Source organism: Salinibacterium sp. SWN1162 (assembly GCF_015864675.1).
In the GTDB taxonomy this organism is placed as follows: Bacteria; Actinomycetota; Actinomycetes; order Actinomycetales; family Microbacteriaceae; genus Rhodoglobus.
The window spans coordinates 877,716-903,124 of the sequence record NZ_JADYWT010000001.1; the positions used below are offsets into that span (position 1 = coordinate 877,716).

23 protein-coding genes are annotated in these 25,409 nt (G+C 62.5%); 15 read left to right on the forward strand and 8 right to left on the reverse strand.

Annotation, left to right across the window (positions count from 1 at the left end; all coding sequences use genetic code 11):
* Positions 1-58: 58 nt before the first annotated feature.
* Positions 59-568 carry a hypothetical protein gene (locus tag I6E58_RS04125; protein WP_129072151.1) on the reverse strand — a complete coding sequence of 170 codons (510 nt, stop codon included), beginning with the start codon at positions 566-568 and terminating at the stop codon, positions 59-61.
* On the reverse strand, positions 558-878 hold the full coding sequence (locus I6E58_RS04130) for a DUF4190 domain-containing protein (protein WP_129072150.1): 321 nt from the start codon (positions 876-878) through the stop codon (positions 558-560). The genes I6E58_RS04125 and I6E58_RS04130 overlap by 11 nt, the downstream gene beginning before the upstream one ends.
* Before the next feature lie 45 nt (positions 879-923).
* Here I6E58_RS04130 and I6E58_RS04135 point away from each other — a divergent pair, with 45 nt between their 5' ends.
* The 3 genes from I6E58_RS04135 to I6E58_RS04145 are packed head-to-tail and all read left to right on the forward strand — an operon-like array spanning position 924 to position 5,808.
* Positions 924-1,925 carry a glycerophosphodiester phosphodiesterase family protein gene (locus I6E58_RS04135; protein WP_197130679.1) on the forward strand — a complete coding sequence of 334 codons (1,002 nt, stop codon included), beginning with the start codon at positions 924-926 and terminating at the stop codon, positions 1,923-1,925.
* A 12-nt stretch (positions 1,926-1,937) separates the two neighbouring features.
* Positions 1,938-4,343: an ATP-dependent helicase gene (locus tag I6E58_RS04140; RefSeq protein ID WP_129072148.1), complete on the forward strand. Its 2,406-nt coding sequence runs from the start codon at positions 1,938-1,940 to the stop codon at positions 4,341-4,343.
* Positions 4,330-5,808, forward strand: coding sequence for an RNB domain-containing ribonuclease (locus I6E58_RS04145; protein WP_197130682.1), 1,479 nt, complete (start codon positions 4,330-4,332; stop codon positions 5,806-5,808). Before I6E58_RS04140 ends, I6E58_RS04145 begins: the two co-directional genes overlap by 14 nt.
* A 39-nt stretch (positions 5,809-5,847) precedes the next feature.
* Here I6E58_RS04145 and I6E58_RS04150 read toward each other — a convergent pair whose 3' ends face one another.
* Both I6E58_RS04150 and I6E58_RS04155 read right to left on the reverse strand, forming a co-directional pair.
* Positions 5,848-6,612, reverse strand: coding sequence for a nuclear transport factor 2 family protein (locus tag I6E58_RS04150; RefSeq protein ID WP_197130685.1), 765 nt, complete (start codon positions 6,610-6,612; stop codon positions 5,848-5,850).
* A 92-nt stretch (positions 6,613-6,704) separates the two neighbouring features.
* On the reverse strand, positions 6,705-7,568 hold the full coding sequence (locus I6E58_RS04155) for a helix-turn-helix transcriptional regulator (protein WP_307841968.1): 864 nt from the start codon (positions 7,566-7,568) through the stop codon (positions 6,705-6,707).
* A gap of 210 nt (positions 7,569-7,778) precedes the next feature.
* Here I6E58_RS04155 and I6E58_RS04160 point away from each other — a divergent pair, with 210 nt between their 5' ends.
* On the forward strand, positions 7,779-7,967 hold the full coding sequence (locus I6E58_RS04160; RefSeq protein WP_197130688.1) for a hypothetical protein: 189 nt from the start codon (positions 7,779-7,781) through the stop codon (positions 7,965-7,967).
* Positions 7,968-8,014: 47 nt separating this feature from the next.
* Here the strand turns inward: I6E58_RS04160 and I6E58_RS04165 are convergent, their stop codons facing one another.
* Positions 8,015-8,779: an oxygenase MpaB family protein gene (locus I6E58_RS04165; protein WP_197130691.1), complete on the reverse strand. Its 765-nt coding sequence runs from the start codon at positions 8,777-8,779 to the stop codon at positions 8,015-8,017.
* A gap of 189 nt (positions 8,780-8,968) precedes the next feature.
* On the opposite strand from I6E58_RS04165, the gene sucC reads away from it, so the two are divergent.
* Positions 8,969-10,138 (forward strand): ADP-forming succinate--CoA ligase subunit beta, encoded by a 1,170-nt coding sequence (gene sucC, locus I6E58_RS04170; RefSeq protein ID WP_129073528.1) that lies wholly within the window; start codon positions 8,969-8,971, stop codon positions 10,136-10,138.
* Positions 10,139-10,148: 10 nt separating this feature from the next.
* A complete protein-coding gene (gene sucD / locus I6E58_RS04175) occupies positions 10,149-11,036 on the forward strand; it encodes a succinate--CoA ligase subunit alpha (RefSeq protein WP_129072143.1) in 888 nt (295 codons plus the stop codon).
* A 77-nt stretch (positions 11,037-11,113) separates the two neighbouring features.
* Here sucD and I6E58_RS04180 read toward each other — a convergent pair whose 3' ends face one another.
* Positions 11,114-11,788 (reverse strand): DUF4166 domain-containing protein, encoded by a 675-nt coding sequence (locus I6E58_RS04180; protein WP_197130694.1) that lies wholly within the window; start codon positions 11,786-11,788, stop codon positions 11,114-11,116.
* On the reverse strand, positions 11,785-12,378 hold the full coding sequence (locus I6E58_RS04185) for an SRPBCC family protein (RefSeq protein ID WP_197130698.1): 594 nt from the start codon (positions 12,376-12,378) through the stop codon (positions 11,785-11,787). The genes I6E58_RS04180 and I6E58_RS04185 overlap by 4 nt, the downstream gene beginning before the upstream one ends.
* A 225-nt stretch (positions 12,379-12,603) precedes the next feature.
* On the opposite strand from I6E58_RS04185, the gene I6E58_RS04190 reads away from it, so the two are divergent.
* Positions 12,604-16,203: a S8 family serine peptidase gene (locus tag I6E58_RS04190; RefSeq protein ID WP_307841970.1), complete on the forward strand. Its 3,600-nt coding sequence runs from the start codon at positions 12,604-12,606 to the stop codon at positions 16,201-16,203.
* Positions 16,204-16,302: 99 nt separating this feature from the next.
* Here I6E58_RS04190 and I6E58_RS14425 read toward each other — a convergent pair whose 3' ends face one another.
* Positions 16,303-17,076, reverse strand: coding sequence for an IclR family transcriptional regulator (locus I6E58_RS14425; RefSeq protein ID WP_197130701.1), 774 nt, complete (start codon positions 17,074-17,076; stop codon positions 16,303-16,305).
* Positions 17,077-17,258: 182 nt separating this feature from the next.
* On the opposite strand from I6E58_RS14425, the gene I6E58_RS04200 reads away from it, so the two are divergent.
* The 8 genes from I6E58_RS04200 to ddaH all read left to right on the forward strand — a co-directional run bounded on the left by I6E58_RS04200 (position 17,259) and on the right by ddaH (position 25,286).
* On the forward strand, positions 17,259-18,017 hold the full coding sequence (locus I6E58_RS04200; RefSeq protein WP_129072137.1) for an MIP/aquaporin family protein: 759 nt from the start codon (positions 17,259-17,261) through the stop codon (positions 18,015-18,017).
* Positions 18,017-19,015, forward strand: a complete 999-nt coding sequence (dhaK, locus tag I6E58_RS04205; RefSeq protein ID WP_129072136.1) for a dihydroxyacetone kinase subunit DhaK — start codon at positions 18,017-18,019, stop codon at positions 19,013-19,015. The genes I6E58_RS04200 and dhaK overlap by 1 nt, the downstream gene beginning before the upstream one ends.
* A gap of 5 nt (positions 19,016-19,020) precedes the next feature.
* A complete protein-coding gene (gene dhaL, locus I6E58_RS04210) occupies positions 19,021-19,662 on the forward strand; it encodes a dihydroxyacetone kinase subunit DhaL (RefSeq protein ID WP_197130704.1) in 642 nt (213 codons plus the stop codon).
* A 2-nt stretch (positions 19,663-19,664) separates the two neighbouring features.
* Entirely contained in the window at positions 19,665-20,471 is an 807-nt protein-coding gene (gene dhaM / locus I6E58_RS04215) for a dihydroxyacetone kinase phosphoryl donor subunit DhaM (protein ID WP_197130707.1), read from the forward strand.
* 96 nt (positions 20,472-20,567) lie between these two features.
* On the forward strand, positions 20,568-21,782 hold the full coding sequence (locus I6E58_RS04220; RefSeq protein ID WP_197130710.1) for a DUF6350 family protein: 1,215 nt from the start codon (positions 20,568-20,570) through the stop codon (positions 21,780-21,782).
* 9 nt (positions 21,783-21,791) lie between these two features.
* Positions 21,792-22,376 carry a phosphoribosylglycinamide formyltransferase gene (purN, locus tag I6E58_RS04225; RefSeq protein ID WP_197130713.1) on the forward strand — a complete coding sequence of 195 codons (585 nt, stop codon included), beginning with the start codon at positions 21,792-21,794 and terminating at the stop codon, positions 22,374-22,376.
* Positions 22,377-22,381: 5 nt separating this feature from the next.
* Entirely contained in the window at positions 22,382-23,986 is a 1,605-nt protein-coding gene (purH, locus tag I6E58_RS04230; RefSeq protein WP_197130716.1) for a bifunctional phosphoribosylaminoimidazolecarboxamide formyltransferase/IMP cyclohydrolase, read from the forward strand.
* 100 nt (positions 23,987-24,086) lie between these two features.
* The gene (gene ddaH / locus I6E58_RS14405) at positions 24,087-25,286 is read left to right on the forward strand and encodes a dimethylargininase (RefSeq protein ID WP_304610990.1); all 1,200 of its coding nucleotides are present in this window, start codon (positions 24,087-24,089) and stop codon (positions 25,284-25,286) included.
* Positions 25,287-25,409 lie beyond the last annotated feature (123 nt).

Here is a 25,409-nt window from a genome sequence, read left to right on the forward strand (position 1 = left end):
TCACCCTTTAGTGACGCACCCCCAAAACTACCGGAGTTCGCTGAGAAATACCGGACTTTCAGGCTCGCTTGGCTGCGCTCTGAGCGATCAATTGTGCCGTCCACGCCGCGCCGACGAGCACGACCACCGAAATGGCAAGTGCTTGCGGCATCGCCGAGTACTCCTGAAAGAACTGAGCGAGGACGATGCCGTTGGCAATAGGCAGGGTCAGAGCGAGGTACGAGATGAGCGGGCGATGTCTCACGATGAGCCAACACAGCAGGGGAATCGCCAGAGTCCACATCGACATCGGGCCGGTGAGCATGATCCAGATTTGGGTGACGGCGGGCAGAGCAACGATCATCCGGCGCCAGCCCTTCGCAGGCATGATCGACCAACCCACCACCGTGGACGTCGTGCCGATGAGCAGGATGATGAGGGTGTAGTTGTTGGCACCCTGCAGGTGCATGGCGCCGGCGAGGATGAGTACTAGGCCGGCGAAGTATCGATCTTCGTAGCGCCCCCACCTGAGCGGGAGGCGACGGGTCGGCTCCCAGTCGCGAACGAGCGAAAACTGCTCAGCTGACATTGGTCAGAAGCGAGTACAGCAGAATGCCCCACACGACTAACCACACGTATCCCAGAACGGTGGCGACGCGGGCCATGACCATACCGCGCTCGCCGTTCTCCTTGATTTGGCGCATCGCGATGTGCCCAAAGATCAGAGCCGGGGCACCGGCGAAGGCCGCGAGAATGAGAGCGAGAATCGCAACCGGGTTAGTTCGCGGGGCTGCCAGAGGGGCCGGGCGCGTGGCATCAGCCGAGGTTGGTTCTCCGCAATAGATGCAGAATTTCCACTCGGGTTGCACTGCGGCAGCGCATGACGAACATTCGGGCATGCCTCAATATTAGTGGCAGGCGATGAAGCGCATATTCTTGGAGCAATGATCACCACCATTCGCCCGCTTGTGATCGGGCACCGCGGGGCAAGCGGCTATCGCCCAGAGCACACCAGAGCCGCCTACGAACTTGCGTTCACGCTGGGAGCGGATGCGGTGGAACCCGACATCGTGGCAACCCGCGATGGCGTGCTGGTGTTGCGTCACGAGAACGAGATTTCGGGCACAACCAATGTGGCTGAACATCCGGAATTTGCGGCTCGGCGCACCTCGAAGACAATCGACGGCAAGGCGATCACGGGCTGGTTCACCGAGGATTTTACGTGGGCTGAGCTCTCGACATTGCGGGCGCGGGAGCGACTGCCCGAGGTACGGCAAGCGAGCACGAGCCACAACGATGGGTCGCCGATTCTGCGTCTGAGCGAACTGCTCGAGATCGTTGACCAGCATCCGGAGGGACAGCGCCGCACCTTGAAGATCGTGGCGGAGATCAAGCACGCGAGCTACTTTGCATCGATTGGGCTGCCGCTGGATGAGTTGTTCGCGCGCGACGTGCGGGAGTGGGCGACGGCCGACAACCTCATCATCGAATCGTTCGAGCAGAGTGTGCTGCATCGCATCCGCGAACGTGGAATCCCAGGGAAGCTCGTGTTTTTGCTCGAGTCGAGCGGGGCGCCCTCTGATCTCGTCGCCCGCTACGGCTCGAAAGCGCGCAGCTATGCCGAGCATCTCAGCGACGCCGGTCTCGCCGCGCTCGCCGCCGAAGTGGACGGCATTAGCGTCGATAAGAAGATGCTCATGGTGAAAGATCTCGGGGGCAACCTCACGGGCACCAACGACCTCGTCGAGCGCGCCCACGCCGCTGGGCTGCTCGTTTTCTGCTGGACGCTGCGCGCTGAGAACCGGTTCTTGCCGAAGAACTTGCGCTCAAGTAAGCAGCCCGAACAGCACGGCAATTGGATGTCGGAGTTTCGCACCCTGATGGATTCCGGGCTCGATGGTGTCTTTGCCGATCAACCCGACCTCGCCGTCACCGCGCGCGGGTAGAGTCGAGGGGCGATGACGACAGCTCTTGACTCTCATGACCCTGGCCGCTCAGACGACGGCACTCCCGTTGGCGACCCTCTGCTCGACGGGCTGAATCCGCGCCAGCGCGAAGCCGTCGAATACCGCGGCCCCTCGCTATTGATTGTGGCGGGTGCTGGTTCGGGCAAGACGAGCGTGCTGACGCGTCGTATTGCCGGACTGCTGCGCTCGCGCGAGGCATGGCCGAGCCAGATTCTGGCCATCACCTTCACCAACAAGGCCGCGGCCGAAATGCGCGAGCGCGTTGGTGCGATCGTCGGTGATTCGGCTGAGGGTATGTGGATCTCCACCTTCCACTCCGCGTGCGTGCGCATCCTGCGGCGCGAAGCGGAAGCCTTTGGCTTCTCGAAGAACTTCACCATCTACGACTCGGCCGACAGCAAGGCCTTGCTCAAGCGGATTCTCAAAGAACTCGACGCCGACATGTTTGGCCTCACCGTCAGCAAGGCCGCGAACCGCATTTCGCAGCTCAAGAACGAACTCACCGACGTCGACAGCTTCGCGCGGGATGCCAACCTCAGCGACCCGACAGAAAAGAAGTTCCTTGAGGTCTTCCGTCGCTACACTCGCGGTCTGAGTGACGCGAACGCTTTCGACTTCGACGACCTCATCGGTCAGACGGTATACCTGTTCCGGGCGTTCCCTCACATTGCGGCCACCTACCAGCGCCGCTTCAAGCACATCCTTGTTGACGAATATCAGGACACCAACCACGCGCAGTACTCCCTTATTCGAGAGTTGACGCGGCCGCCGGCTCCCGAGCAATTCGAGACCTCGCCCGGCGTGCTCGTGCAAGGTCACACCAACGAGCTTGAGGCCGCCTCGCTCACCGTGGTGGGCGACAGTGACCAGTCGATTTATGCGTTCCGCGGGGCCGACATCCGCAACATCGTCGAGTTCGAGCGCGACTTTCCGCGGTCGACCGTGATTCTGCTCGAGCAGAACTACCGATCGACTCAGACGATTCTGGATGCTGCCAACGCGGTGATTTCCCACAACTTTGACCGCAAAGACAAGAAGCTCTTCACGACGGTCGGGGCTGGCGACAAGATTGTGGGCTTCACCGGTTACTCCGGGCACGACGAAGCGCAGTTTGTGGCGGATGAGATTCAGAAGCTTCACGATGAAGGCGTCGCTTACAAAGACGTTGCCGTTTTCTATCGCACCAACTCGCAGACGCGTGCGCTGGAAGAAATCTTCATCCGCGCAGCCCTGCCGTACCGAGTTCTCGGTGGCACCAAGTTCTACGAGCGCGCGGAAATCAAGGATGCGTTCGGGTACCTGATTGCGGTTGCTAACCCGGCGGATCCGTTGGCTTTGCGCCGCATCATGAACACTCCCAAGCGGGGCATTGGTCCGGCGACCGAGGCGGCCCTGCAGGCGTGGGCGGATGCCCGGGAGATGACCCTGCGCGATGCGATGCGCAACGCCTCCGAGCTCGGGCTTGGCCCTAAAGTCACGAAAGCGATCCTCGGTTTAGCTGAGGTGCTCGACGAAGTGATGGCGAAGGTCGCGACATCCAAGCCCGCAGACATTTTGACTGAACTACTCGAACGCTCGGGCTACCTTGCCGCCCTGCGTGCCTCGCAAGACCCGCAGGATGAAGCGCGCGCCGAGAACGTGGACGAGCTCGTGGCCGTGACCAAGGAGTTCGGTAAGAACAACCCCGATGGCACCCTGCTCGACTTCCTCACCGAGGTGTCGCTCGTGGCCGCCGCGGATGACCTCGACGACTCGAGCGGAACCGTGTCGCTCATGACGCTCCACACCGCGAAGGGCCTCGAGTACGACTCCGTGTTCCTTACCGGTGTTGAAGAAGACCTGCTGCCGCACCGCATGTCGGCCAACGAGCCCGGCGGCCCCGCCGAAGAGCGTCGATTGTTCTACGTGGGCATCACGCGGGCCCGCAAACGACTCTTCCTCTCGCTTGCCATGACCCGCGCCCAGTTCGGCGAAGTGAATGTGGCGATGCCGAGCCGCTACTTGCAAGAGATCCCGACCGAACTCATAGAGTGGAAGCAGTCGCCAGGAATGGCGAATTCGCGCGGAGGAACCCAGTCGCGCGCGCTCAACGCCCGCCGCGATGGCAACAGCGGCGGAGGCTCGTGGTCCGGTTCGCTCCGGGCCGCGGCAGCGGGCGGATTGCCTCCGGCCCCTCCGCGCGCCAAGACCGAGTGGGCCAATGCGGTCACGGCAACCGTGCGCGACAACGGCGACCTCACTCTGGCGGCGGGCGACCGCATCCGCCACACTGACTTTGGTGACGGAACCGTGAACCAGGTCACGGGCGCTGGCCCTAAGAGCATCGCTGACGTTCAATTCGACACCGCAGGGCGCAAGCGCCTGCTGATCAAGATTGCTCCCATTGAGAAACTTTGATTCCGAAGGAACCCCGCAGTCGGGCACGCCGCGCCATGCGGAGCCACGACTCGTTGTTCCGCGCGTTCGACCGCTCGACACCAACGATGAGCTAGCGCAGGCGCTCGCGGCAGTGCGGGTTGAACTCAAGTTGCCGACCGAGTTCAGCGCGGAGGTCGAAGAGGCAGCGGATGCCGCCGTCGCGGCGTTCGAGCCGCCCGAGCTCGATCTCACCAGCATTCCGTTCGTCACGATTGACCCCGAGGGTGCCACCGACCTCGACCAGGCGCTCTACCTGGAACGCACCGACGAGACGCTGCGCGTGATGTACGCGATCGCTGAAGTGCCCGCGTTTGTGTTGCCCGGTTCGTTGGTCGACGCCGAAGCCCGCAAGCGTGGCCAGACCCTTTACGGTCCCGACGACCGGGTGCCGCTGCATCCGACGATCATCAGTGAAGATGCGGCGTCACTGCTTGCCGGGGCTACGCGACCCGCTTTCGTGTGGACCTTCGATCTGGATGCCGCGGGCTCCGTGATCGCGACAACTCTCGTTCGCGCGCAAGTGCGTAACCGTCGCCAGTACAACTATGTGGAAGTGCAAGAGCTGCTCGACAACGATCGCGCGGACGAATCGCTCTCGCTGCTGCCCGAGTTCGGTCGCTTGCGCACCGAACTCGAACGTCAGCGCGGGGGAGCGAGCCTCAATCGGCCCGACGAAGAAGTCGCCGTATTCGATGGCCAGTACGTGATCGAGCGCCGTGCGTCACTGCCGATCGAGGACTACAACGCCCACGTCTCGCTCATGACCGGCATGGAAGCCGCGCGCATCATGCTCGAGGGCAAGGTGGGCATCCTGCGCACGATGCCCGCGCCCGACGACGAAACGCTTGAACAGTTCCGCCGTCAGGTAGCGAGCCTCGGATGCCCGTGGCCCGAGAACCAGAACTATGGCGAGTACCTGCGTACTCTCGACCACTCCGACCCTCGCGCTCTCGCAGCGACTCACGCCGCCACGTCGCTGTTCCGTGGAGCGGGCTACACGCCGTTCGACGGCGAGCTGCCCGAAGACACCATCCAGGCTGCTGTTGCAGCGCCCTACGCTCATGCGACCGCGCCACTGCGTCGCCTCGTCGACCGCTTCGTGCTCGTGGCGTGTGAAGCGATTGTGGCTGGCCGGGATGTTCCGAAGTGGGTTCGTGAAGCGCTCCCGCAACTGCCCAAGATCATGGGTCGCACAAGTCAGCTCGCGTCACAGTTCGACCGCTCGTCGGTCGATGTGATCGAAGCGGCACTGTTGCGGCCGCGCGTGGGCGACGAGTTCGAGGCCACGGTGGTCTCCGAGCGCGGCGATGGTGGCGTCATCCAGATCGCTGATCCGGTGATCACAGCCCGCATCTCCGGCACGGTTTCAGCCGGCGACACGGTGCGCGTTCGACTCGTTTCTGCCGAAATTGCGACAGGAACCATCGAGTTCGAACTCGTTTAGGGCGCTTCAGCTGAGGCGGATGCAGCAGCAGCCGCCCCGTTAGAACTTGCCGGAGTTCACCCAGGTGCTCGGGTCGGTGATCTCCTCGGAGACGACCCAGTGCTCGACGATGAGGCCATTCTCGACGCGGTAGAGGTCGATCAGGGCTTGCGCAATTCCGTCTTTGTCGGCCGCCGCGAGAACGGCGACGAAGTTTCCCGACCCGATGAGATTGTGAATCTGCTGGTAACGCACTGCGTGTGCATCGGCAAACGCAAGATAGGCGTCGCGGCCGTCGGCAATCAGTGGGTCGTGCTGGGCGAGATCGGGGTGCACAAACGACGCGGCGAGCGTGCGGTCGCCCTCGATGAGAACCTTCGTCACGTATTCGAAGACGAGCCGTTTGTTGACTTCGGTCTTGTCGAGATCGGTAACCTCGGTCGGGCCATCAAACGGTGTGCGCCCGCTCACGCTCGTGGGCTCGACTTCGGCGATCATGTCCCAGTGCTCGATGAGCTTGGCATCGTCGTCGGTGTCGAAAATGTCGGCGGTCACATAGGTGAATTCGCCGTTGTTGAGCTTCTGGCGGGCCTGGATGAAGACGAAGTGTCCATCTTCGAAGCCGCGAACGATCTCGATGTCGCGGATGGGGTTGCGGGTGGTGAAGTTTTCGAAGAATTCGATGAATCCTTCGCGGCCGTCGCGCACGGGCGTGGAGTGCTGCGTGTAGCGCTGGCCCGCGTAGCTGTTGATTGCGTCGACGTAGTTGCCGTCGCGGATACCTTCAAGATAGAGGCCCGTGACGTTGTCGAGTCGTTGTCCCATGGAGTGCTCCTAGCGGCGAGGTGAGGGGGCGCGATTGCGTGCTTAAAGCCTCCCGCGCAACGAGACGCGAGCACAGGTGCGACCGTGACTGCTTATGGTGCAAAGTGGACAAGGTGGCGCCGGAACTCCGCGGGCGAGGTGCCGATCACGCGCTCGAAGAACTTCGTGAAGTTGGTGGGCTCGCTGAATCCGAGCGCCGTCGAGATGGATGCCACCGTGCCGTCGTTGTGTGCCAGCAGTCGCTTCGCCTCGAGCATGAGCCGCTCATCCAGGAGCGCTTTGGCGGTGAGGCCCGTGACGGTTTGGCAGGCGCGGCTGACAGTGCGCTCGGAATAGCCGAGGCCAGTGACGTAGTCGCGAACATTGCGGCTGAGGGTGAGGTCACGTTCGAGGGCGGCGCGAAAGGCGAGGTAGGCGTGGGGGAGGGCGCCCCGGCCAGGCTCGCTGCTCGCGCGTTGATAGAGAGCGACGAGGGCAGAGAACAGTGCGGTGAGCAGGGCGACGGAGTGCTCGTCGGGCGTGAATCGCTGTTGTTCTCGCTCGATTGCGGCGACAAGGTCGAGCGCGGTGGTGAGCGAGTGCTCGCCGAGGTCGGCGTGAGTCGGGGCGCCGGGGAGCCACGCCGCGGTTTGTGGGGCAGCGGGTAATGCTACGACCACACTGGCGCTGAGATCGTTCTCAACGTGCCACTGCTGCACCTGGCCGGCGCGCACGAACAGCACGCGTCCGGGATGCAGGGCGACCGTCTGAAAGTCGACGGTGTGGGAACCGCTACCGCTACGGATGACGATCATGAGGTCAAAGGAGGGCCGCTGCGCGCGTTCGAAATACGCCGGGCCCATTCGCTCTACGAGCGCCGCGTAGTCGAGTGCCTCGACGGGGAGAGCGTGACCTAGCTCGCTGGCGAAGTTGACCGGCAGTACGGTCCCGTCGCGCTCATCGTCAATAGTGGCCACACGCTGATGGTAGCGCGCGGGTTCGGAAGGCCGTGCAGTGCAGGATCGTTCAGGTGGCAGTCAGGGCTGACCCCTAATTTGTATCTATGACTAATTGTCGAATTAGAACTCTCGGGTTCAGGGCGACATCCTGACTCGTAGGTTGAGCCGCGGGCGGCTCGCTGCGGTCTCTATTGACGTAAGCGGCGCATGCCGGAGAAGGGCACATTGATGAATCAGTCGATACCGCGCGAACTACGCATCGCTCTGTGGGTAATAGGCGGCGTCCTTGCGGTGCTCGCCGTCGTAAATGGGGTCCTGCTGCTCCCCGACGGATCGGACAATTGGTGGATCAGCATCAGCCTGCTGGTGTCATCCGGAGTGTGCCTGACTATTGCCGCGGTGAACACCAAGCGCTGAAGACTCGGTAGTGAATAGCCAGGAGTGAACACGGGCGCAGCTCAGCGCTAGTTCAGCGATCGCCGGAACGATGCCAGATACCGCCGCTGCGCCGCGAAGCGTACCCAGCGGGGAAGGCGCGGGTACACGGCCCGCGTGACCCGCATGATCCGGTCGAAGCGTCTCGGGTGGTGGGGGAGCGCATAAGCCTCGCGCAGTTCAGCGCTCAGGAGCCCGGCGGTCAGCACTCGCACGAGCGGCATCGAGGCGCGGAGCCACCACGGTCCGCCGGTCGGATGCAGTAGCTGCTGGGCAACTCCGCGGCTCGCGTCGGTGACGCGCAACGAGGCCACGCTCTCGTTCCAGTAGGCGGCGAAGGCCGCGCGGTCGGCAGGCCACAGCGTGCGCGGGACACCCAACGCCGTCGCGATCACGGCGTAGTCGGCGAGCAGGGTTTCGGCGTCCACGTCGCGCAGCGGCCCGAAGACCAGCTCACGCACCCGCATCGCTGTGTCGTAGAGCGTGGCGGCGACCCACAACTGCAGCTGCGGGTCACGGGCGTCATAGCTGTCGGCTCGCACCGGGCGGTGAGCCGCGCCCACGCGCCGGGCGACCTCGGCAGCCTCGGCCGGGGTGCCATACACGGTGACGTAGAGATAGGTGAGGGTGCCGTTGAGGCGATCCAAGGGGCGCCGCGCAAAGTCGCTGTGCTCAGCGACTGCCTGGCCCACAGCGGGGTGCGCGATTTGCAACAGAATGGCCGCCCCGCCTCCAGCCAACAGAGCGACGTCGGCAGAGACATCCGCAATTCTGAGAGGGGCGGATGCGGGCATGAAGCCAGTTTAGGAGTGCTCAAACACAAGATTTGCTGATCTTTCGCCCTGTACAGCCCGCTATCGGAAAACCCACAACGTTAGGCACGGTAAGGTTTTCTATTGGCGCGCGACTCATGGAGCCGACCAATTTGGCACCGATTCGCCGCCTTCCCCACTCACCATTACGCGCGGATTGGAATGAGCAGCGTGGATCTATATGAGTACCAGGCCAGAGATGTATTTGAGTCTTATGGCGTACCAGTACTTGCCGGCCTGATTGCCGACACCCCAGAAGAAGCCAAAGCAGCAGCCGAGAAAATCGGTGGAACCGTTGTAGTCAAGGCTCAGGTCAAGACCGGCGGTCGCGGCAAGGCAGGTGGAGTCAAGGTTGTTCACAACGCCGACGACGCCTACGCCGCAGCCGAGCAGATCCTTGGTCTCGACATCAACGGTCACACGGTCAAGCGAGTAATGATTGCTGCCGGTGCTCGCATCGCGCAGGAGTTCTACTTCTCCGTGCTGCTCGACCGAGCAAACCGCTCCTACCTTTCGCTGTGCAGCGTTGAAGGTGGAGTGGAAATCGAGGTGCTTGCTGTTGAGCGCCCCGAGGCTCTCGCCAAGATCGAGGTCAACCCGCTCACGGGTATCGACCTCGCCAAGGCCACCGAAATCGCGACCGCTGCTGGATTCTCCGCAGAGCTCGTCGAAAAGGTTGCCCCTGTCTTCGTGAAGCTCTACGACGTGTACAAGGGCGAAGACGCCACTCTCGTTGAGGTCAACCCTCTCGTGATCACCGAAGACGGCGACATCGTTGCCCTCGACGGCAAGGTCTCGATCGACGAGAACGCCGACTTCCGTCACCCCTCGCACGCTGAACTCGAAGACGCTGACGCTGCCGACCCCCTCGAGGCGAAGGCTAAGGCCAACGGCCTCAACTACGTCAAGCTCGACGGTGAAGTGGGTGTCATCGGTAACGGTGCCGGCCTCGTCATGTCGACGCTGGATGTCGTTGCTTACGCTGGCGAAAACCACGGTAACGTGAAGCCCGCCAACTTCCTCGACATCGGTGGCGGAGCATCCGCTGCTGTCATGGCCGCGGGCCTCGACGTCATTCTCAACGACCCTCAGGTCAAGAGCGTGTTCGTCAACGTCTTCGGCGGAATCACCGCGTGTGACGCTGTTGCTCACGGAATTGTGGGCGCGCTCGCCGAGCTCGGTGACTCCGCCAACAAGCCTCTCGTTGTTCGTCTCGACGGCAACAAGGTCGAGGAGGGTCGCGCGATTCTTGCTGAAGCGAACCACCCCCTCGTGACGCTAGCCGCCTCTATGGACGAGGGCGCCGACAAGGCTGCCGAACTCGCCAACGCCGCGAAGTAAGGAACCGAGCATGTCAATTTTCCTCAACAAGGACTCCAAGGTCATCGTTCAGGGCATCACCGGCGGTGAGGGCACCAAGCACACCGCTCTCATGCTCGCTGCTGGAACCCAGGTCGTTGGCGGTGTCAACGCCCGCAAGGCTGGCACCACAGTCACCCACGGCGACGTTGAGCTGCCCGTGTTCGGCACTGTTGCTGAAGCCATGGAAAAGACGGGAGCGGATGTTTCGATCGCTTTCGTTCCTCCGGCCTTCACTAAGGATGCCGTTATCGAAGCTATCGACGCTGAGATGCCGCTGCTCGTCATCATCACCGAGGGTGTTCCCGTCGGCGACTCTGCCGAGTTCTGGGCTTACGCGCAGGAGAAGGGCAACAAGACCCGCATCATTGGTCCGAACTGCCCCGGAATCATCACACCCGGTGAAGCACTCGTCGGCATCACGCCCGCGAACATCACCGGCAAGGGCCCGATCGGTCTCGTCTCCAAGTCGGGAACGCTCACCTACCAAATGATGTACGAACTCCGTGACCTCGGATTCTCGACCGCTATCGGTATCGGTGGAGACCCCATCATCGGCACCACGCACATCGACGCTCTCGCAGCGTTCGAGGCTGACCCCGAGACCAAGGCAATCGTCATGATTGGTGAGATCGGTGGAGACGCTGAAGAGCGTGCCGCTGACTACATCAAGGCACACGTCACGAAGCCCGTTGTGGGTTACGTTGCGGGCTTCACGGCTCCCGAGGGTAAGACCATGGGTCACGCCGGTGCGATCGTTTCTGGCTCGGCCGGAACCGCTCAGGCCAAGAAGGAAGCTCTCGAAGCTGCCGGTGTGAAGGTCGGCAAGACGCCGTCTGAAGCCGCCAAGCTCATGCGCGAAATTCTCGAAACTCTGTAGCTCGCACTTTCGCTACGCCGAAGCGCCGCCGTCCACTGGACGGCGGCGCTTCTTTCGTTAAGGGATTGTTCGCGCCGCTACTCGCGCAGCTCGTGTCGCACGGGCTTGAGCCGCTCGGGCGCGTCGGTCGCTGCGGGGAACTCGCAGATGAAGCGGCCCGTGTAGCCGAAAAGGAAACCGAAGGTGCGGTTGTGGATTTCGAGGGCAATCACGAACTCGTTCGTCTCGTCGTCGAACGATTCCGTGAGATCGGCGCGGCCGCTGAAGAGCATCGGAAAGCGGAACGCGAGCGGGCCCTCATAGAAGCGTTGAGCATCCGACCTCAAGCGCAGGGAACCGTCATCGTTCACCGACAGGTCGAGATCGACCGCAAGGTGCTGGTGAGTGCCGAGATAGTCGATGATGCGGTCGCCGGCCGTGTTGAGCACCATCGTCGCGTCGAAGCGTGTCGGCTTGGCCCGCACCGTGTACTCCCGCACAAAGGTCACAGTCTCCCGGCCGAAGGGGTCGCGGTAGGGGTAGTTCTCGATGCGAAAGGGAACGTTGTCGCCAACATCCGGCGTCAGGATGTTACGGAACCACCCGATCCACAGGAACGGCACCGTCCACCAGGGGCCGCGTCGGATGCGCGACATCACGCCAGCGCCCACTGCTGCATAGCCGCTCTCTAGGCTCACGCCAAAGCGTTTCTGCAGCATGGGGTGCAACCGCGCAAAGTCATCGCCGAGAACGGTCTCAAACATCGAGGTCATGGTGTCTCCAGGGCGGAAAGAGTGGCTGGTGCATCATCCATGGGGCGGCCGCGGCGCGGGAAGCGAAGGCAGTTGCGTGCACGGGGCCTGCCCGGCTTCCAGAAGGCTAACGGTGAGTGCGGCTCGATGTCGCTTTCAGCCCACAGCCGCAGGCTGTCGAAGCTCCACGCAGTCATCCAGCCCACAAACGGGCGGATGAGAATGCGATCAAGAACAGCGCCCCAGGCCGGCTCGTAGTCATAGCCGGTGATGAAGCGCGTTCCGCCGGGGATAGGAACATAGCGCCAGTACCCGCGGCCATCTCCCAGCGGAGAGAGGCGGTCTTTGGTCGTGAACTTGAGCGCCGACGTTCGGGTGCCGTCGGGGCGCTTGATCTCGCCGCGGCTCGTGCCCGTTCCGGTGATGGTGTGAAAAGGAATCCGTCGTTCGTAGCGAAAGCGATAGCCCTCGCTGTCTAACGTTTCAGTCGGACTGATGCGGCTGAAGCGGAGATCCCACCGGGTGTGATTTTCGGCGACCTGCGTGAGTCGCCACACTGTGTCGATATCGGCCGCGATGTCGATTTCAACGTAGATCGGGGCTTGTCCCATGGTCTCCAGTATGGGCGAGAAAGGACCGCGGGCGCGCGTCCCCCAAAGAGCGGACAATGTGTCACGTTCGGGTAACGATGACCCCAAGACCACCCCCTGTTAAGGGGTAGAACGCGCATATAGTGGCTCTTGGTGAGTACCCGAACAGCCGCTTTGCAAGCACGCCCTGATCAGCGTGTGTACGTCACATAAGCAAGTCCCATTCAGAGAAGAATAGGAATATTCGTGAGCATTCGAAGAATCATTTCGGTGGTGGCAACGACAACTCTTGTCGCCACTTCCTTGGTTACCGGCGCCGCCCTCGGCGCCACAGCTGCACCAACATCCATTGGTGGCGGCGGCCAAACTGAATTCACCCCGGGGCGTTACATCGTCACGATGGTGGATCAGGCGGCAGCTACCTACGACGGTGGCGTGCGCGGCTTTGACGCAACAACTCCACCCGAAGGCGAGCAACTCGACACTCGCCGCCAAGTAGTGCAGGACTACACCGAGTATTTGGAAGAGCAGCAGGAGGATGCCGCGGCGTCCGTCGGAGCTGACATCGATTATTCGTACACGCTTGCAACCAACGGCTTCGCAGCCGACTTGACCGCGGCCCAAGCAGTTGAGCTTTCAGCCAACAAGCTTGTTGCCTCGATCGTTCCGGATGAGCTGAAGAAGATCACCGCAGCGCAGCGGTCAACTGAATTCCTCGGCCTCGAAGGCGCCGAGGGGCTCTGGGCCGCCACGGGCGGAGCGGAAACTGCCGGCGAAGGCATCGTCGTAGGAGTGCTCGACACCGGTTTCGCTCCCGAGAACCCGGCCTTTGCCGGTGACGCTCTCGGCAGCACGCCAGGCGCCGACCCGTACCGTGATGGCGACTCCACTGTCTTCGAGAAGTCAGATGGCCAAACCTTCACCGGCGTCTGCACCGAAGGAGACCAGTTCGCCGCCGATGACTGCACGACCAAGGTCATCAGCGCTCGCTACTTTGTTGACGGCTTCGGTGCCGGCAACATCGGTGACGCGGGCGTTGGCGAATACCTGTCGCCGCGTGACGGTGACGGCCACGGCTCGCACACCGCGAGCACGGCAGCCGGAAACCTCGAAGTTGACGCCAACGTTGGCGGTAACGCACTCGGATACTTCTCCGGGATTGCGCCCGCTGCCAAGATCGCTGCCTACAAGGTGTGCTGGAGCGGACCCGACCCTGTCGAAACGACAGACGACGGTTGTGCATCCACTGACCTTCTCGCTGCTATCGACCAGGCTGTCGCTGACGGTGTTGACGTGATCAACTACTCGATCGGTGGAGGCGCTGCCACAAGCACCGTTTCGCCCACCGACCAGGCCTTCCTCGGTGCTGCTGCTGCTGGCGTCTTCGTCGCAGCGTCCGCCGGAAACGACGGCCCCGGCGCAACGACGCTCGACAATGCGGCACCGTGGATCACCACGGTCGCTGCCAGCACCATCCCGAACTACGAAGCCACGGTCACCCTCGGTGACGGCCAAGAGTTCGCCGGTGCGTCGATCACGGTTGACCTCGACCCCGCCGCGGAACCGCTCACGGGTGAACTCGTGTACGCCGCGGATGTCGCGCTCGAGGGCGCGGTCGACCCGGCCCTGTGCCTGGCTGACACCCTCGACCCGGCTCTCGTTGACGGCAAGATCGTGGTCTGCGACCGCGGCGTCATCGCCCGCGTCGACAAGTCGGCCGAGGTTGCTCGTGCCGGTGGTATCGGCTCGGTTCTCGTCAACGTCACGCCGAGTTCCATTGACCTCGACACTCACGTGATTCCGACCATCCACTTGGATGCTCCGTACCGCGATGCTGTTCTGGCCTATGTTGCAACCGAGGGTGCGACGGCAACGTTCACTCCCGGAAACGAGACTGCGTACCAGCCGCCGACACCTCAGGTTGCTGGCTTCTCGTCACGTGGCCCTGTCGAAGCCGACGGTAGCGACATCATTAAGCCCGACATTTCAGCACCCGGCGTCGGAATCCTCGCCGCCAGTGCTAATGCTGAAGGAGCCGAGCCGACGTTTGCGCTTCTTTCGGGTACCTCGATGTCGTCACCGCACATTGCGGGCCTTGCTGCCCTGTACCTCGGTGAGCGCCCCAACGCGACTCCTGCCGAGATCAAGTCAGCCTTCATGACAACCGCCTACGACACTGTGGATGCCGACGGAAACCCCGTCACCGATCCCTTCACGCAGGGCTCGGGCCACGTTGACCCGACCAAGTTCTTTGAACCTGGACTGCTCTACCTGAACGGTATCGGCGATTGGCTGTCCTACATTGAGGGCGCTGGCTACGACGTGCTCGACCCCGCGGTCGAAGCAATCGATCCCAGCAATCTCAACCTGGCATCCATCGGTATCGGCTCGTTGACGGCGCCAGAAACGATCACTCGCACCGTGACCTCCACTCAGGCGGGCACGTTCGAGGCATCCGTCTCGGTTCCCGGAATCGACGCCACGGTGTCGCCATCCACGCTGACTTTCGGTGCGGCAGGCGAAACGCAGAGCTACGAAGTGACGATCAGTCGAACGGATGCTCCGCTCGACCAGTTCACTACGGGTGCCCTCACGTGGACCAGCGGTGACACCGTCGTACACAGCCCCATCGCTGTGCGCCCCGTCACAATCCTCGCGCCGGAAACAGCCAGCGGAACCGGAACGTTCGGTGCCGTTGAAGTGACCGTCACGCCCGGTGGGTCTGGCGACATTCCGTTGACCTCCACCGGTCTCACCGCGGGAGTCTTCTACGAAGATCCCACGGGTACCGAAACCGAGCACTCGGGTTCCGGTGCTGCCGGGGACGAGTTCGAGTACACGGCAACCGTGCCCGAGGGCACCACGTACGCGCGCTTCGATCTCGACTCCATCGATGACACCGCTGACCTCGACCTCGTCGTGTACCTACTCGATGACGCAGGCACGCCCGTTACGGGTTGGCAGTCGGCTACCGGTTCGGCAGACGAACGCGTGAACCTCGTCGATCCGGCTCCGGGCACGTATCAGGTCACGGCGTCGGTTTATGCGGCCAACCCCGCCACCGCGTTCGACGTGCGAACCTTCGCCGTTGTTCCTGGTGCAGGAGAGCCGCTGGGTCTCGACCCCGAGGTTCTTGCGGGCGTTCAAGGTGAAGCCGTGAGCTACACCGCATCGTGGGAGGGCCTAGCCCCGTTCACGAACTACCTCGGAATCGTCAGCTATGGCGACACGGGAGCAACAACCGCAATTGAGGTTGTGACGCAAGACGACGTTCAGCCGGGAACCCCCGTGAACACCGTTCTGCCGACGATCTCGGGCAAGCCGCTGGTCGGCAAAAAGCTCACGGCTAGTGCCGGCGAGTGGGATGTCGACGGGCTGAAGTTCAGCTACCAGTGGCAGGCGAACGGCGAGAACATTGCCGGCGCCGATAAGAGCAAGTACACGGTCACGAAGGCTGACGAAGGCAAGGCGATCACCGTCGTTGTCACCGCCAGCAAGAAGGACCTGCCGAGCGCGAGCGCAACCTCCGAGGCTGTGATGATCAACTACAGCTCGAGCGTGAAACTGTCGGTGAGCAAGCACGTCGCGTTCTCGTGGAACACCGTGAGTGCCACCATCCGTGTCGCAACGGGTGAGGACGCTGCGGCAACCGGCACCGTCAAGGTGACGGTGGATGGCAAGAAGATTGACACCATCACGCTCGACGAGTCAGACAACGGGAAGGTGACGGTAATTCTGCCGAAACTCGATCGCGGTCTGCACCAGGTGCGCGCGCAGTTTACGCCCGCTGGCGATAACGTGACGGGCTCGAAGAGCAGTAACGACTGGGTCTGGATCGTCTTCTAGGCGCAATTTGCCCAGAAGCTAACCCTCAACAACAACGGCTGGTCACCTCCCCACGGGTGGCCGGTCGTTGTTGCGTTAAGCGCGCTCCGGTGAGAACCGCTAGTCGTCCTGCGGGCGACGCACGACGGGCGGCGGCCACGAGGTGTAGCCGAGCTCGCGAGAGATGTTGCGCGCAGTTTCGCGAAGCACATTCAGCACGTTGTCTTCTGGCGGCCATTCGCTCGACGGCATGACGACCGCGACCGCAGCGATGACGCTTCCGTTGCGGTCGGCGATCGGGGCTGCGATTGACGATTCGCCGAGAACGGCCTCGTCTTCCTCCGTGGCAATGCCGCGCTCGGCAATCTGCGCAAACTGCAGAATGAGTTTGGAGGGGTCGGTGATGGTGTCGCCGGTGAGGCTACGCAACGGTTTCTCGAAAAGCTGGTCTGCGGCATCCGCGTTGTAGGTCAGCAAGATTTTGCCCATGGCCGAAGCGTGCACCGGGATGGAGAGCCCAGTTTCGGGCATTTGCTCGCTGCCGTCTGGCCGGTTGTTGTGGTGGATGACGATGACTTCGTCAAACAGTTCGGCACCGAGGCGAACGGCGAGCCCGGTGCGCCGCGAGAGTTCTTGGGTCCAGCGCATGGCTCGTGCCCGCACATCGAGGGTGTCGAGGTAGACATTGGAAAGTTTGAGCAGTGCCGGGCCGAGCATGTAGCGGTTGCCGTTGGGCTCTTTTGCGACCAGACCGTGGGCCTGAAGCGACTTGACAATGCCATGAACTGTCGAGGGCGGAAGGCCGAGATGGCCGGCGAGTTCGGTGATGCCGAGGTGGCGCGCACCCTGAAGCGACGAGAGCACTTGTGCTGCTCGATCAATGGATTGGATCACCGTTGTTCCCCGTCATTTAGCCGGTATTCATTATGTCTGCGCCTGCGGTCTACTTTCGAACCGTGCGGGCTTGACAAGATGTAACTGAACGTAGCATATTCGACATTATCGAATAACGTTCCGATATTTTGGAACGCGGCGACACCCGGTCGCACGTGCATTTCAAGTTCAAAGGAGAACTAATGGATGAGAACAAGCAGTGGCAAAAGTTGGCTGCAGAGTTTCTTGGAACCGCTTTTCTAGTCTTCGTCGGTGTTGGCTCCGTGCCCGCGACGTTCATCCTGAACGGTGACGAGCCCTTCACGATGGCGAGCCTCGGAATCATTTCGTTCGCCTTCGGACTCATCGTTGTCGTGACGGTGTACGTGTTCGGTTATATCTCCGGTAACCACATCAACCCGGCTGTCACGATTGGTCTCGCCGTCGCCGGCAAGTTCGCGTGGCGTGAAGTTCCCGGCTACCTCATCGCTCAGTTGCTTGGTGCTACCGCCGGTGCTTTCGCGATTGTCGGCGTTCTCGGCCAGGCTGCAGTTGACGCCGGCTTGGGAGTCGCCTCCTTCAACCCCGACACGATCCCGGTTGGCCAGGCCTTCTTCGCCGAATTCATCGGAACGTTCATTCTCGTGTTCACCGTCTTCGGTGTGATCCACCGCAAGGCAGCCCCCGGCTTCGCCGGACTCGCCATCGGTTTCGTCGTCTTCGCCGCCATCATTCCTGTTGGCCCGATCACCGGCGCGTCCATCAACCCGGCCCGCACCACCGGCCCGATGCTCGTTCAGCAGATCATGGGCGGCCAAGTTGCGTGGGAGCAGCTGTGGGTCTATCTCGCCGCAGAACTGCTCGCCGGCGTGCTCGCCGCTCTCGCGTTCGGCTTCATCTCGAAGACCGCCGCTGACAACACCACCCTCACTGAAGCACTCACGGAAGAGAAGGCTAAGTAATGAAGAAACTGATCAACACCCCCGAATCAGTCCTGGCTGACGCGCTCGCCGGAATCGACGCCGCGCATCCCGAGCTGAAGGTCGACCACGTCAACCGCGTGATCTACCGCGCAGAACCCACCCGTGCTGGCAAGGTCGCCCTGATCTCCGGCGGCGGCTCGGGCCACGAACCGCTCCACGGTGGCTTCGTAGGGTTCGGGATGCTCGACGCCGCGTGTGCTGGTGAAGTATTCACTTCGCCCACCCCCGACCAGATGCAGGAAGCCACCAAGGTCGCTGACTCTGGTGCCGGCGTGCTGCACATCGTCAAGAACTACACCGGCGACGTCATGAACTTCGAAATGGCCGCCGAAATGGCCGAAGCGGAAACCGGCGTGAAGGTGGCCTCGGTCGTCGTCAATGACGACGTCGCGGTGCAGGACTCGCTCTTTACGGCAGGACGCCGTGGGGTTGGCCTCACCGTTCTGCTCGAGAAGATCGTCGGCGCCGCCGCTGAAGAGGGTCAGGACCTCGCCGCGGTCACCGCACTGGCTCACCGGGTGAACGACTCCGGTCGTTCCATGGGCATGGCGCTCACGAGCTGCACCGTTCCCGCCGCCGGCAAACCGACCTTCGACCTGCCCGACGACATGATGGAAATCGGCGTCGGCATCCACGGCGAACCCGGTCGCCACCGCGAGAAGCTGGCGGATGCCGCCTCGATCGCCAAGCAACTGGTCGACCCGATCCTGGCCGACATGGACTTCACAGGTGCACCGACCATTGTGATGATGAACGGAATGGGTGGCACCCCGCAGATCGAGCTGTACATCATGTACAACGAGGTCGCGAAGCTGCTGAAAGCCGCCGGAGTTGAGGTTGCGCGCACCCTCGTCGGCGACTACATCACGAGCCTCGACATGGCTGGCTGCTCGGTCACCATCCTCAAGGCTGACGAAGAAATGTTGAAACTATGGGATGCCCCGGTGAACACCGCCGGGCTCCGCTGGGGAGTCTAAGAACAATGTCTACAAGCACCATCTCTCTCGACCAACTGATCGCCTGGCTCTCGCGGTTTCGCGATCTCGTTACCGAGAAACAGAGCTATTTGACCGAACTCGATTCGGCCATCGGCGACGCTGACCACGGCTCCAACATGGTTCGCGGAATGAATGCGGTAGTCGAGAAGGTTGGTGCAGAGCCCGCGTCCGCCGCGGACGCACTACTGAAGTCGGTAGGAATGACTTTGGTAACGTCCGTCGGCGGCGCGAGCGGCCCGCTCTACGGCACGCTGTTCTTGCGCATGGGCGTCAACGCTGGCCCCGTGACCGAACTCGACGCGGCCGCCCTCGGGGCGTCACTGCGAGCCGGTCTCGAAGGCGTCGTGGCGCGCGGCAAGGCCGAAGCGGGAGACAAGACTATGTTCGACGCGCTCGCCCCGGCATTGGATGCGTGGGATGCTGCCGTCGCTGACGGTGCAGACATCGCCGCTGCGGCATCCGCAGCGTTCGCTGCCGCTGAAAAGGGTCGCGATGCGACCGAGCCTCTCGTTGCCCGCAAGGGTCGTGCGAGCTACCTCGGAGAACGTAGTGCTGGCCACCTCGACCCCGGTGCTACCTCGAGCACGCTGTTGCTTCAGGCGCTCGCCGAGACCGTAGCGAGCTGACCGTGATCGGCATTGTGGTGGTGAGCCACAGCCCGGCGCTCGCGCGGGCCGCGGTGGATCTCGCCCTAGAAATGGTGGGGGAGACCCCGCCGCCGATCGCTATTGCAGCCGGCGCCGGCGACGGCATCATCGGTACGGATGCCGTGAAGGTTGCTGAGGCAATCGATGAGGTTGCCAGCGGCGAAGGCGTTCTCGTCTTCATGGACCTCGGTTCTGCGGTGTTGAGCGGCACCATGGCCACCGAGTTCATGACGACGACCGACGAAGTTCGACTCACGGATGCTCCCTTCGTGGAAGGTCTCATCGCCGCGATTGTGCTGGCCAACGCCGGCGCATCGCTCGACGAGGTCGACCGCGAAGCTCGGGCCGCCATGGGCCCGAAGCAGAGCCAGCTTGCCGATCAGGGCGGTGCTGCGCCGGCGGCGGAATCGAATCCGAACGCTGCCGAAGCTGTTGCTGCTGCGGATTCTGCTGCCGCTGCTCCGGCTGCTCCCGCTGCTCCGGAAGCGACGACGGCCGGTCCTGCCGAAATCACGACGGACGCCACCCTCGTCAATCCCGATGGCTTACATGCACGACCGGCATCTCTCATCGTGCAGGCGCTCGCGGGAGTGGACGCGACGCTCACGATCGCCGACGTCACCGCGGGCAAGGGTCCGGTCTCGGCGAAGAGTCTGATCGGAATTATGTCCCTCGGGGCAGCCAAGGATCACGTTCTGCGGTTTACGGCCACGGGTGATGCTGCGCAGCAGGCAATCGACACTCTCGTAACCATGACGGCCGATGGTTTTGGGGAACTCGCGAACTAAGAACTCAAGGCTCCCCATTTCGGGGAGACATGTTCTGCGCTCTGCGGTAAGCCCCCAGCACTCTTGGGGGCGCTGCGGGGTACTCTCAGCAACGACATGAATCGCCAGCTCACCCTCCTCTTCGCCGCCTTCGAGGCGCTGCTTGTTGTTGCTATCGGGATCGCTATTCCGCTGGTTCCGCTCACGCTGTTGTGGGGCATCCACTACGGTTTGGCGATCGACTGGACAGTGTTCTGGCGTGCGGCAGTCGATATTTGGCTGGTCGGTCACGGCACCGACATCACCGTGGTGCTCGATCCGGCCGTAGCAAGTACGGTTGGCCTTCCTGCCGCGAGCACTCCCGTCACAATCACGATGGCCCTCTTAGGCTTCGCGCTCCTTACGCTCCTGTTGGGGGTGCGTGCTGGTCGTCGGGTCGCGGAGACCCCGCATCTGCTCCTGGGCACGCTCTCCTCCCTTGCAACGTTCGGTCTAGCCTCGCTCGTGCTGACCCTGTCGGCGCTGCACCCGGTGGCGAGTCCGTCGCTGTGGCAGGGAATCGTGCTTCCCACCCTCGTCTTCGCGCTTGGACTGCTCATCGGCAGTCAGATCGTGTCGGCTAGCAATCCTGTTTCGGGAGTCATCCGTCGCTGGATTGGTGGATGGCCGGCTCACGTTCGCACGATTGTGGCAACGTCGTTGCGCGGCGGTGCGATCGCGGCTGCCGCTTTGCTCGCTGTCGCGTCTCTGGTCACGACAGCGGCGATCCTCACGTCGTTCGCCGACATCATCACCCTGTATGAAGGACTTCACACCGAGGTTCTCGGCGGAGTTGCGGTCACGATCGGCCAGCTTGCTCTTCTACCGAACATTGTCGTGTGGGCAGCCTCGTGGCTTGTGGGGCCGGGGTTCGCGATCGGTACCGGTTCTGCTGTGTCGCCGCTTGCGACGACTCTCGGGCCTGTTCCCGCTATTCCCCTCTTGGGCTCATTGCCCGGGGGCGAACTCGCTTTCGGTTTTGTGGGCCTGTTGGCTCCGATCGTGGTGGGGTTTTTGGTGGCCGCCATGCTGGGCCCGCGTATCGCCGGCGAGCTTCGTCGTCGCGAGCTGGCGATCGTTGCGATCGGAATCGGCGTCGTTGCTGCGGCCATTATCGGACTTCTGGCGTGGGCATCCGCGGGGTCTGCCGGTCCGGGACGTTTGGTGGATGTCGGTCCTGAACCCTGGGTAGTCGCAGCGTGGGCTGCTCTCGAGTTCTCGGTCGCCGCGGGGCTTGGTCTCTTGGCGTCCGCTCGCCCCGAACGCGATAACGACGGGTTCGCTGAGCGCTAGGCTGGGTGCGTGCTCACACTCGTTGTCTTGATTTCCGGGGGCGGGTCTAACCTCGCTGCCCTGCTCGAAGCGGCCGAGAGTGCCGACTTTCCCGCTCGTGTCATTGCCGTCGGCGCTGACCGCGTTGCTGACGGGCTCGACCATGCCGAGCATTACGGCATCCCCACCTTCTCAGTGGCGATGTCCAACTTCGAAAACCGCGATGCGTGGGGCGACGAACTGCTCGAGCAGATTCGGTTCTGGAACGCCGACCTCGTGGTGCTGAGCGGCTTCATGAAGTTGCTGCCGCCGCGAGTGGTTGAAGCACTTTCGCCCAACATCATCAACACGCATCCGGCGTACCTTCCCGAGTTTCCGGGAGCCCACGCGGTTCGTGATGCTCTAGCCGCTGGGGCGACCCAGACCGGTGCCAGTGTTATCAAGGTCGACAATGGTGTCGATAGTGGTCCGATCATCGTGCAAGAGCGCGTGGCTATCGAGCCCGGAGATACCGAAGAACATCTGCACGCCCGCATCAAGCCGGTAGAACGGCGCTTGCTTGTGCAGACGATCGAAGACATTGCCACCAATCGCATCAACCTAAAGGAACTCTGAATCCCATGAGCGGCCCAAGCCACAATCCTGCCGATTTCCGCGAACGCAACGTTGTTCCGATCCGCCGCGCGCTCATCTCAGTGAGTGACAAGTCGCGCCTGCTCGACCTCGCTGGCGCCCTCGCCGATGCGGGAGTTGAACTGGTGTCGACCGGGTCGACAGCCAAGACGATTGCTGAGGCCGGCTACGACGTGACCGAGGTGTCGAGCGTTACAGGTTTCCCGGAGTCGCTCGACGGCCGCGTCAAAACGCTCCACCCTGCCGTTCACGCCGGCATTCTGGCCGATCTCCGCCTCGAATCACACGAAGCTCAGCTCGCTGATCTTGGCATCAAAGCGTTCGACCTTGTCGTCGTCAACCTTTACCCCTTCGTCGAGACTGTCGCTTCGGGTGCCGCTCCGACCGACATCGTGGAGCAGATCGACATCGGTGGCCCCGCCATGGTGCGTGCCTCCGCCAAGAACCACGCCAACGTCGCGATCGTCACGAGCCCTGACAGCTACGACGAGATCATGGCGGCTGCAGCGGGGGAGGGCACGACTTTTGCCCAGCGTTATGCGCTTGCCTCGGCGGCGTTCGCCCACACCGCGGCCTATGACACCGCCGTGTCGCAGTGGTTCCTGACCGGTGCCCTGCTGGGTGAGAATGCGGATGCCGCGGCATCCGCCCCTACGCTTCCCGAGCACCTCACGGTTGCCGCCGACCAGCTCGCCGTACTGCGCTATGGCGAGAACGCCCACCAAGAAGCCGCCCTGTACGGTGTCGCCGCCCAGCCCGGAATCGCCCAGGCCACGCAGCTCGGTGGCAAAGAGATGTCGTACAACAACTACGTGGATGCCGACGCCGCTCTGCGCGCCGCCTTCGACCACGAGACTCCCGCGGTCGCCGTCATCAAGCACGCCAACCCGTGCGGAATCGCCACCGCGGCCACCATCGCGGACGCTCACGTTTTGGCGCACGCCTGCGACCCCATCTCGGCTTACGGCGGAGTAATCGCGGCCAATGGAATCATCACGAAGGCAGCAGCGGAATCTATCGCACCGATCTTCACCGAAGTTGTGGTTGCTCCCGGCTTTGAGCCCGAGGCGCTCGAGATTTTGAAGGCCAAGAAGAACCTGCGCTTGCTGCAACTGCCCGAGGGCTACGCCCGCGGCAACCGTGAACTGCGCCAGATCTCGGGCGGCATGCTCGTGCAAGAGCTCGACGCACACTTCTCGCCGGCATCATCGTGGACGCTTGCTGCGGGAGACGCGGCCGATGCTGCGACACTCGCCGACCTTGAGTTTGCGTGGCGTGCCGTTCGCGCGGTGAAGTCGAACGCTATTTTGCTGGCTGACGGCGGAGCATCCGTGGGTGTCGGTATGGGGCAGGTCAACCGCGTTGACTCGTGCCAACTCGCGATTTCGCGGGCGGGGGATCGGGCCAAGGGTTCGGTTGCGGCCAGCGACGCCTTCTTCCCCTTTGCTGACGGATTGCAGTTGCTGCTCGATGCCGGTGTGCGTGCGGTTGTTCAGCCTGGTGGCTCCATTCGCGATGAAGAGGTCATTGCCGCAGCGATTGAAGCTGGCGTGACGATGTACTTCACCGGAGAGCGCCACTTCTTTCACTAAGCGCGGCATTTCGCAGTGTCACGGTCGCTGACGTGCAGCCGTGAAGTACTCGTGTGCGCTCTAGGCAAAAACATAGATTGATACAGATAGGTTTGTGCGCATGATCAGTGTGGGACGGCGCTTCGCCGCAGCTTTTATTTCAGGACTTGCCGTTGCCGGCACTGTCTACATCGCGACCGGTTTGGTGTTCTTCACCGCCAACGGGGCGGCGGCAGAGAACCTGCTGGCGATCGGCGAATACTTCTTGCCGATGGCCCTTGTGCTGTTTGTGCTGTATTCCCTGGCGGCAACCCTGGAGATCAACCGCTACTGGTACACGGCTGCGGTGACCGGCCTCGTGCTGGGTGTCGCTGCCGCGTTCTTTGGCACTGCGCTCGGCATCATCGCCACCGGCGCTGAATGGAACCCGGAGGCCGTTGCCTTCATTCTGGCCACGCTGCTCGGTACCAACCTCATTTTTGTCGTCGCCACGATCATCGCTGCGATCACCGTCGGGCGCCGGGTGTGGGTTGCCCTCGCCGTTCCGGCGTTTCAGCCGACCACGCTCACCGCTCTGGTTCGGGCGCCGTCGTCGCGCATGGCTGAAGGCGAACTCACGCACCTCGATCGCGTGCCCGTCGATGCCGAACTCGCGGACGCCCAGTGGGAGGGCTACGTTGCGGCTCTTCAAGCAAACGGTTTTGAGACCATCGAAGTGCCCGCCGCTGATGAACTGGCCGACTCTGTCTTTATCGAAGACATCGTCGTCATGTTCGGAGACGTCGCCGTGCTCACGAGTCCCGGCGCTGAAAGCCGCCAGGCTGAGACCGATGCCGTTCGGGCCAGCCTCGAAGATTTGACGCTCGAGTTGCATGAGATCACGCAGCCGGGAACGCTCGATGGTGGCGACGTGCTCAAGGTGGGCTCCACGGTGTACGTCGGCCGTGGTGGTCGCACGAACGCCGAGGGCATCCGCCAACTCCGTTCGATCGTTACTCCGCTCGGTTACACCGTGATCGCTGTTCCCATCGAGAAGGTGTTGCACCTCAAGAGCGGTGTGACAGCCCTTCCCGACGGCACGATCATCGGGTACCCCGATCTCGTCGACAACGTGGACGTCTACGACCGTTTCTTGGCTGTGCCCGAGGCAGAAGGCGCGGCGGTTGTCGTGCTGTCGGATGACGCTGTTCTCATGGCATCGTCGGCGCCCAAGACTGCGGCGCTCATCGAAAACCTTGGGTACCGCGTCGTGACTGTTGACGTGTCAGAGTTTGAGAAGATGGAGGGCTGCGTCACGTGCCTTTCCGTTCGAATTCGCTGAGTTGAGACTCTGTCAAAAAATTTAGCAATAACGATTGTGGTTAGGCCGGAGCAGGCATATTCTAAAAGGCTGTCTGCTGTGAGTCTGGCTGACGAACTGCAGCGGTTCACGGTCGCGCCGTAG

Excerpts from the sequence above, each read along its gene's own strand:
- I6E58_RS04200 (WP_129072137.1), top strand. The coding sequence starts at position 17,259 with ATGGATGAGAACAAGCAGTGGCAAAAGTTGGCTGCAGAGTTTCTTGGA.
- I6E58_RS04140 (WP_129072148.1), top strand. The coding sequence starts at position 1,938 with ATGACGACAGCTCTTGACTCTCATGACCCTGGCCGCTCAGACGACGGC.
- I6E58_RS04125 (WP_129072151.1), bottom strand. The coding sequence starts at position 568 with ATGTCAGCTGAGCAGTTTTCGCTCGTTCGCGACTGGGAGCCGACCCGT.
- ddaH (WP_304610990.1), top strand. The coding sequence starts at position 24,087 with ATGATCAGTGTGGGACGGCGCTTCGCCGCAGCTTTTATTTCAGGACTT.
- purH (WP_197130716.1), top strand. The coding sequence starts at position 22,382 with ATGAGCGGCCCAAGCCACAATCCTGCCGATTTCCGCGAACGCAACGTT.
- dhaK (WP_129072136.1), top strand. The coding sequence starts at position 18,017 with ATGAAGAAACTGATCAACACCCCCGAATCAGTCCTGGCTGACGCGCTC.
- I6E58_RS04130 (WP_129072150.1), bottom strand. The coding sequence starts at position 878 with ATGCCCGAATGTTCGTCATGCGCTGCCGCAGTGCAACCCGAGTGGAAA.
- I6E58_RS04150 (WP_197130685.1), bottom strand. The coding sequence starts at position 6,612 with ATGGGACAACGACTCGACAACGTCACGGGCCTCTATCTTGAAGGTATC.
- I6E58_RS04135 (WP_197130679.1), top strand. The coding sequence starts at position 924 with ATGATCACCACCATTCGCCCGCTTGTGATCGGGCACCGCGGGGCAAGC.
- sucD (WP_129072143.1), top strand. The coding sequence starts at position 10,149 with ATGTCAATTTTCCTCAACAAGGACTCCAAGGTCATCGTTCAGGGCATC.
- dhaL (WP_197130704.1), top strand. The coding sequence starts at position 19,021 with ATGTCTACAAGCACCATCTCTCTCGACCAACTGATCGCCTGGCTCTCG.
- I6E58_RS04180 (WP_197130694.1), bottom strand. The coding sequence starts at position 11,788 with ATGACCTCGATGTTTGAGACCGTTCTCGGCGATGACTTTGCGCGGTTG.
- I6E58_RS04160 (WP_197130688.1), top strand. The coding sequence starts at position 7,779 with ATGAATCAGTCGATACCGCGCGAACTACGCATCGCTCTGTGGGTAATA.
- I6E58_RS04185 (WP_197130698.1), bottom strand. The coding sequence starts at position 12,378 with ATGGGACAAGCCCCGATCTACGTTGAAATCGACATCGCGGCCGATATC.
- I6E58_RS04165 (WP_197130691.1), bottom strand. The coding sequence starts at position 8,779 with ATGCCCGCATCCGCCCCTCTCAGAATTGCGGATGTCTCTGCCGACGTC.
- I6E58_RS04220 (WP_197130710.1), top strand. The coding sequence starts at position 20,568 with ATGAATCGCCAGCTCACCCTCCTCTTCGCCGCCTTCGAGGCGCTGCTT.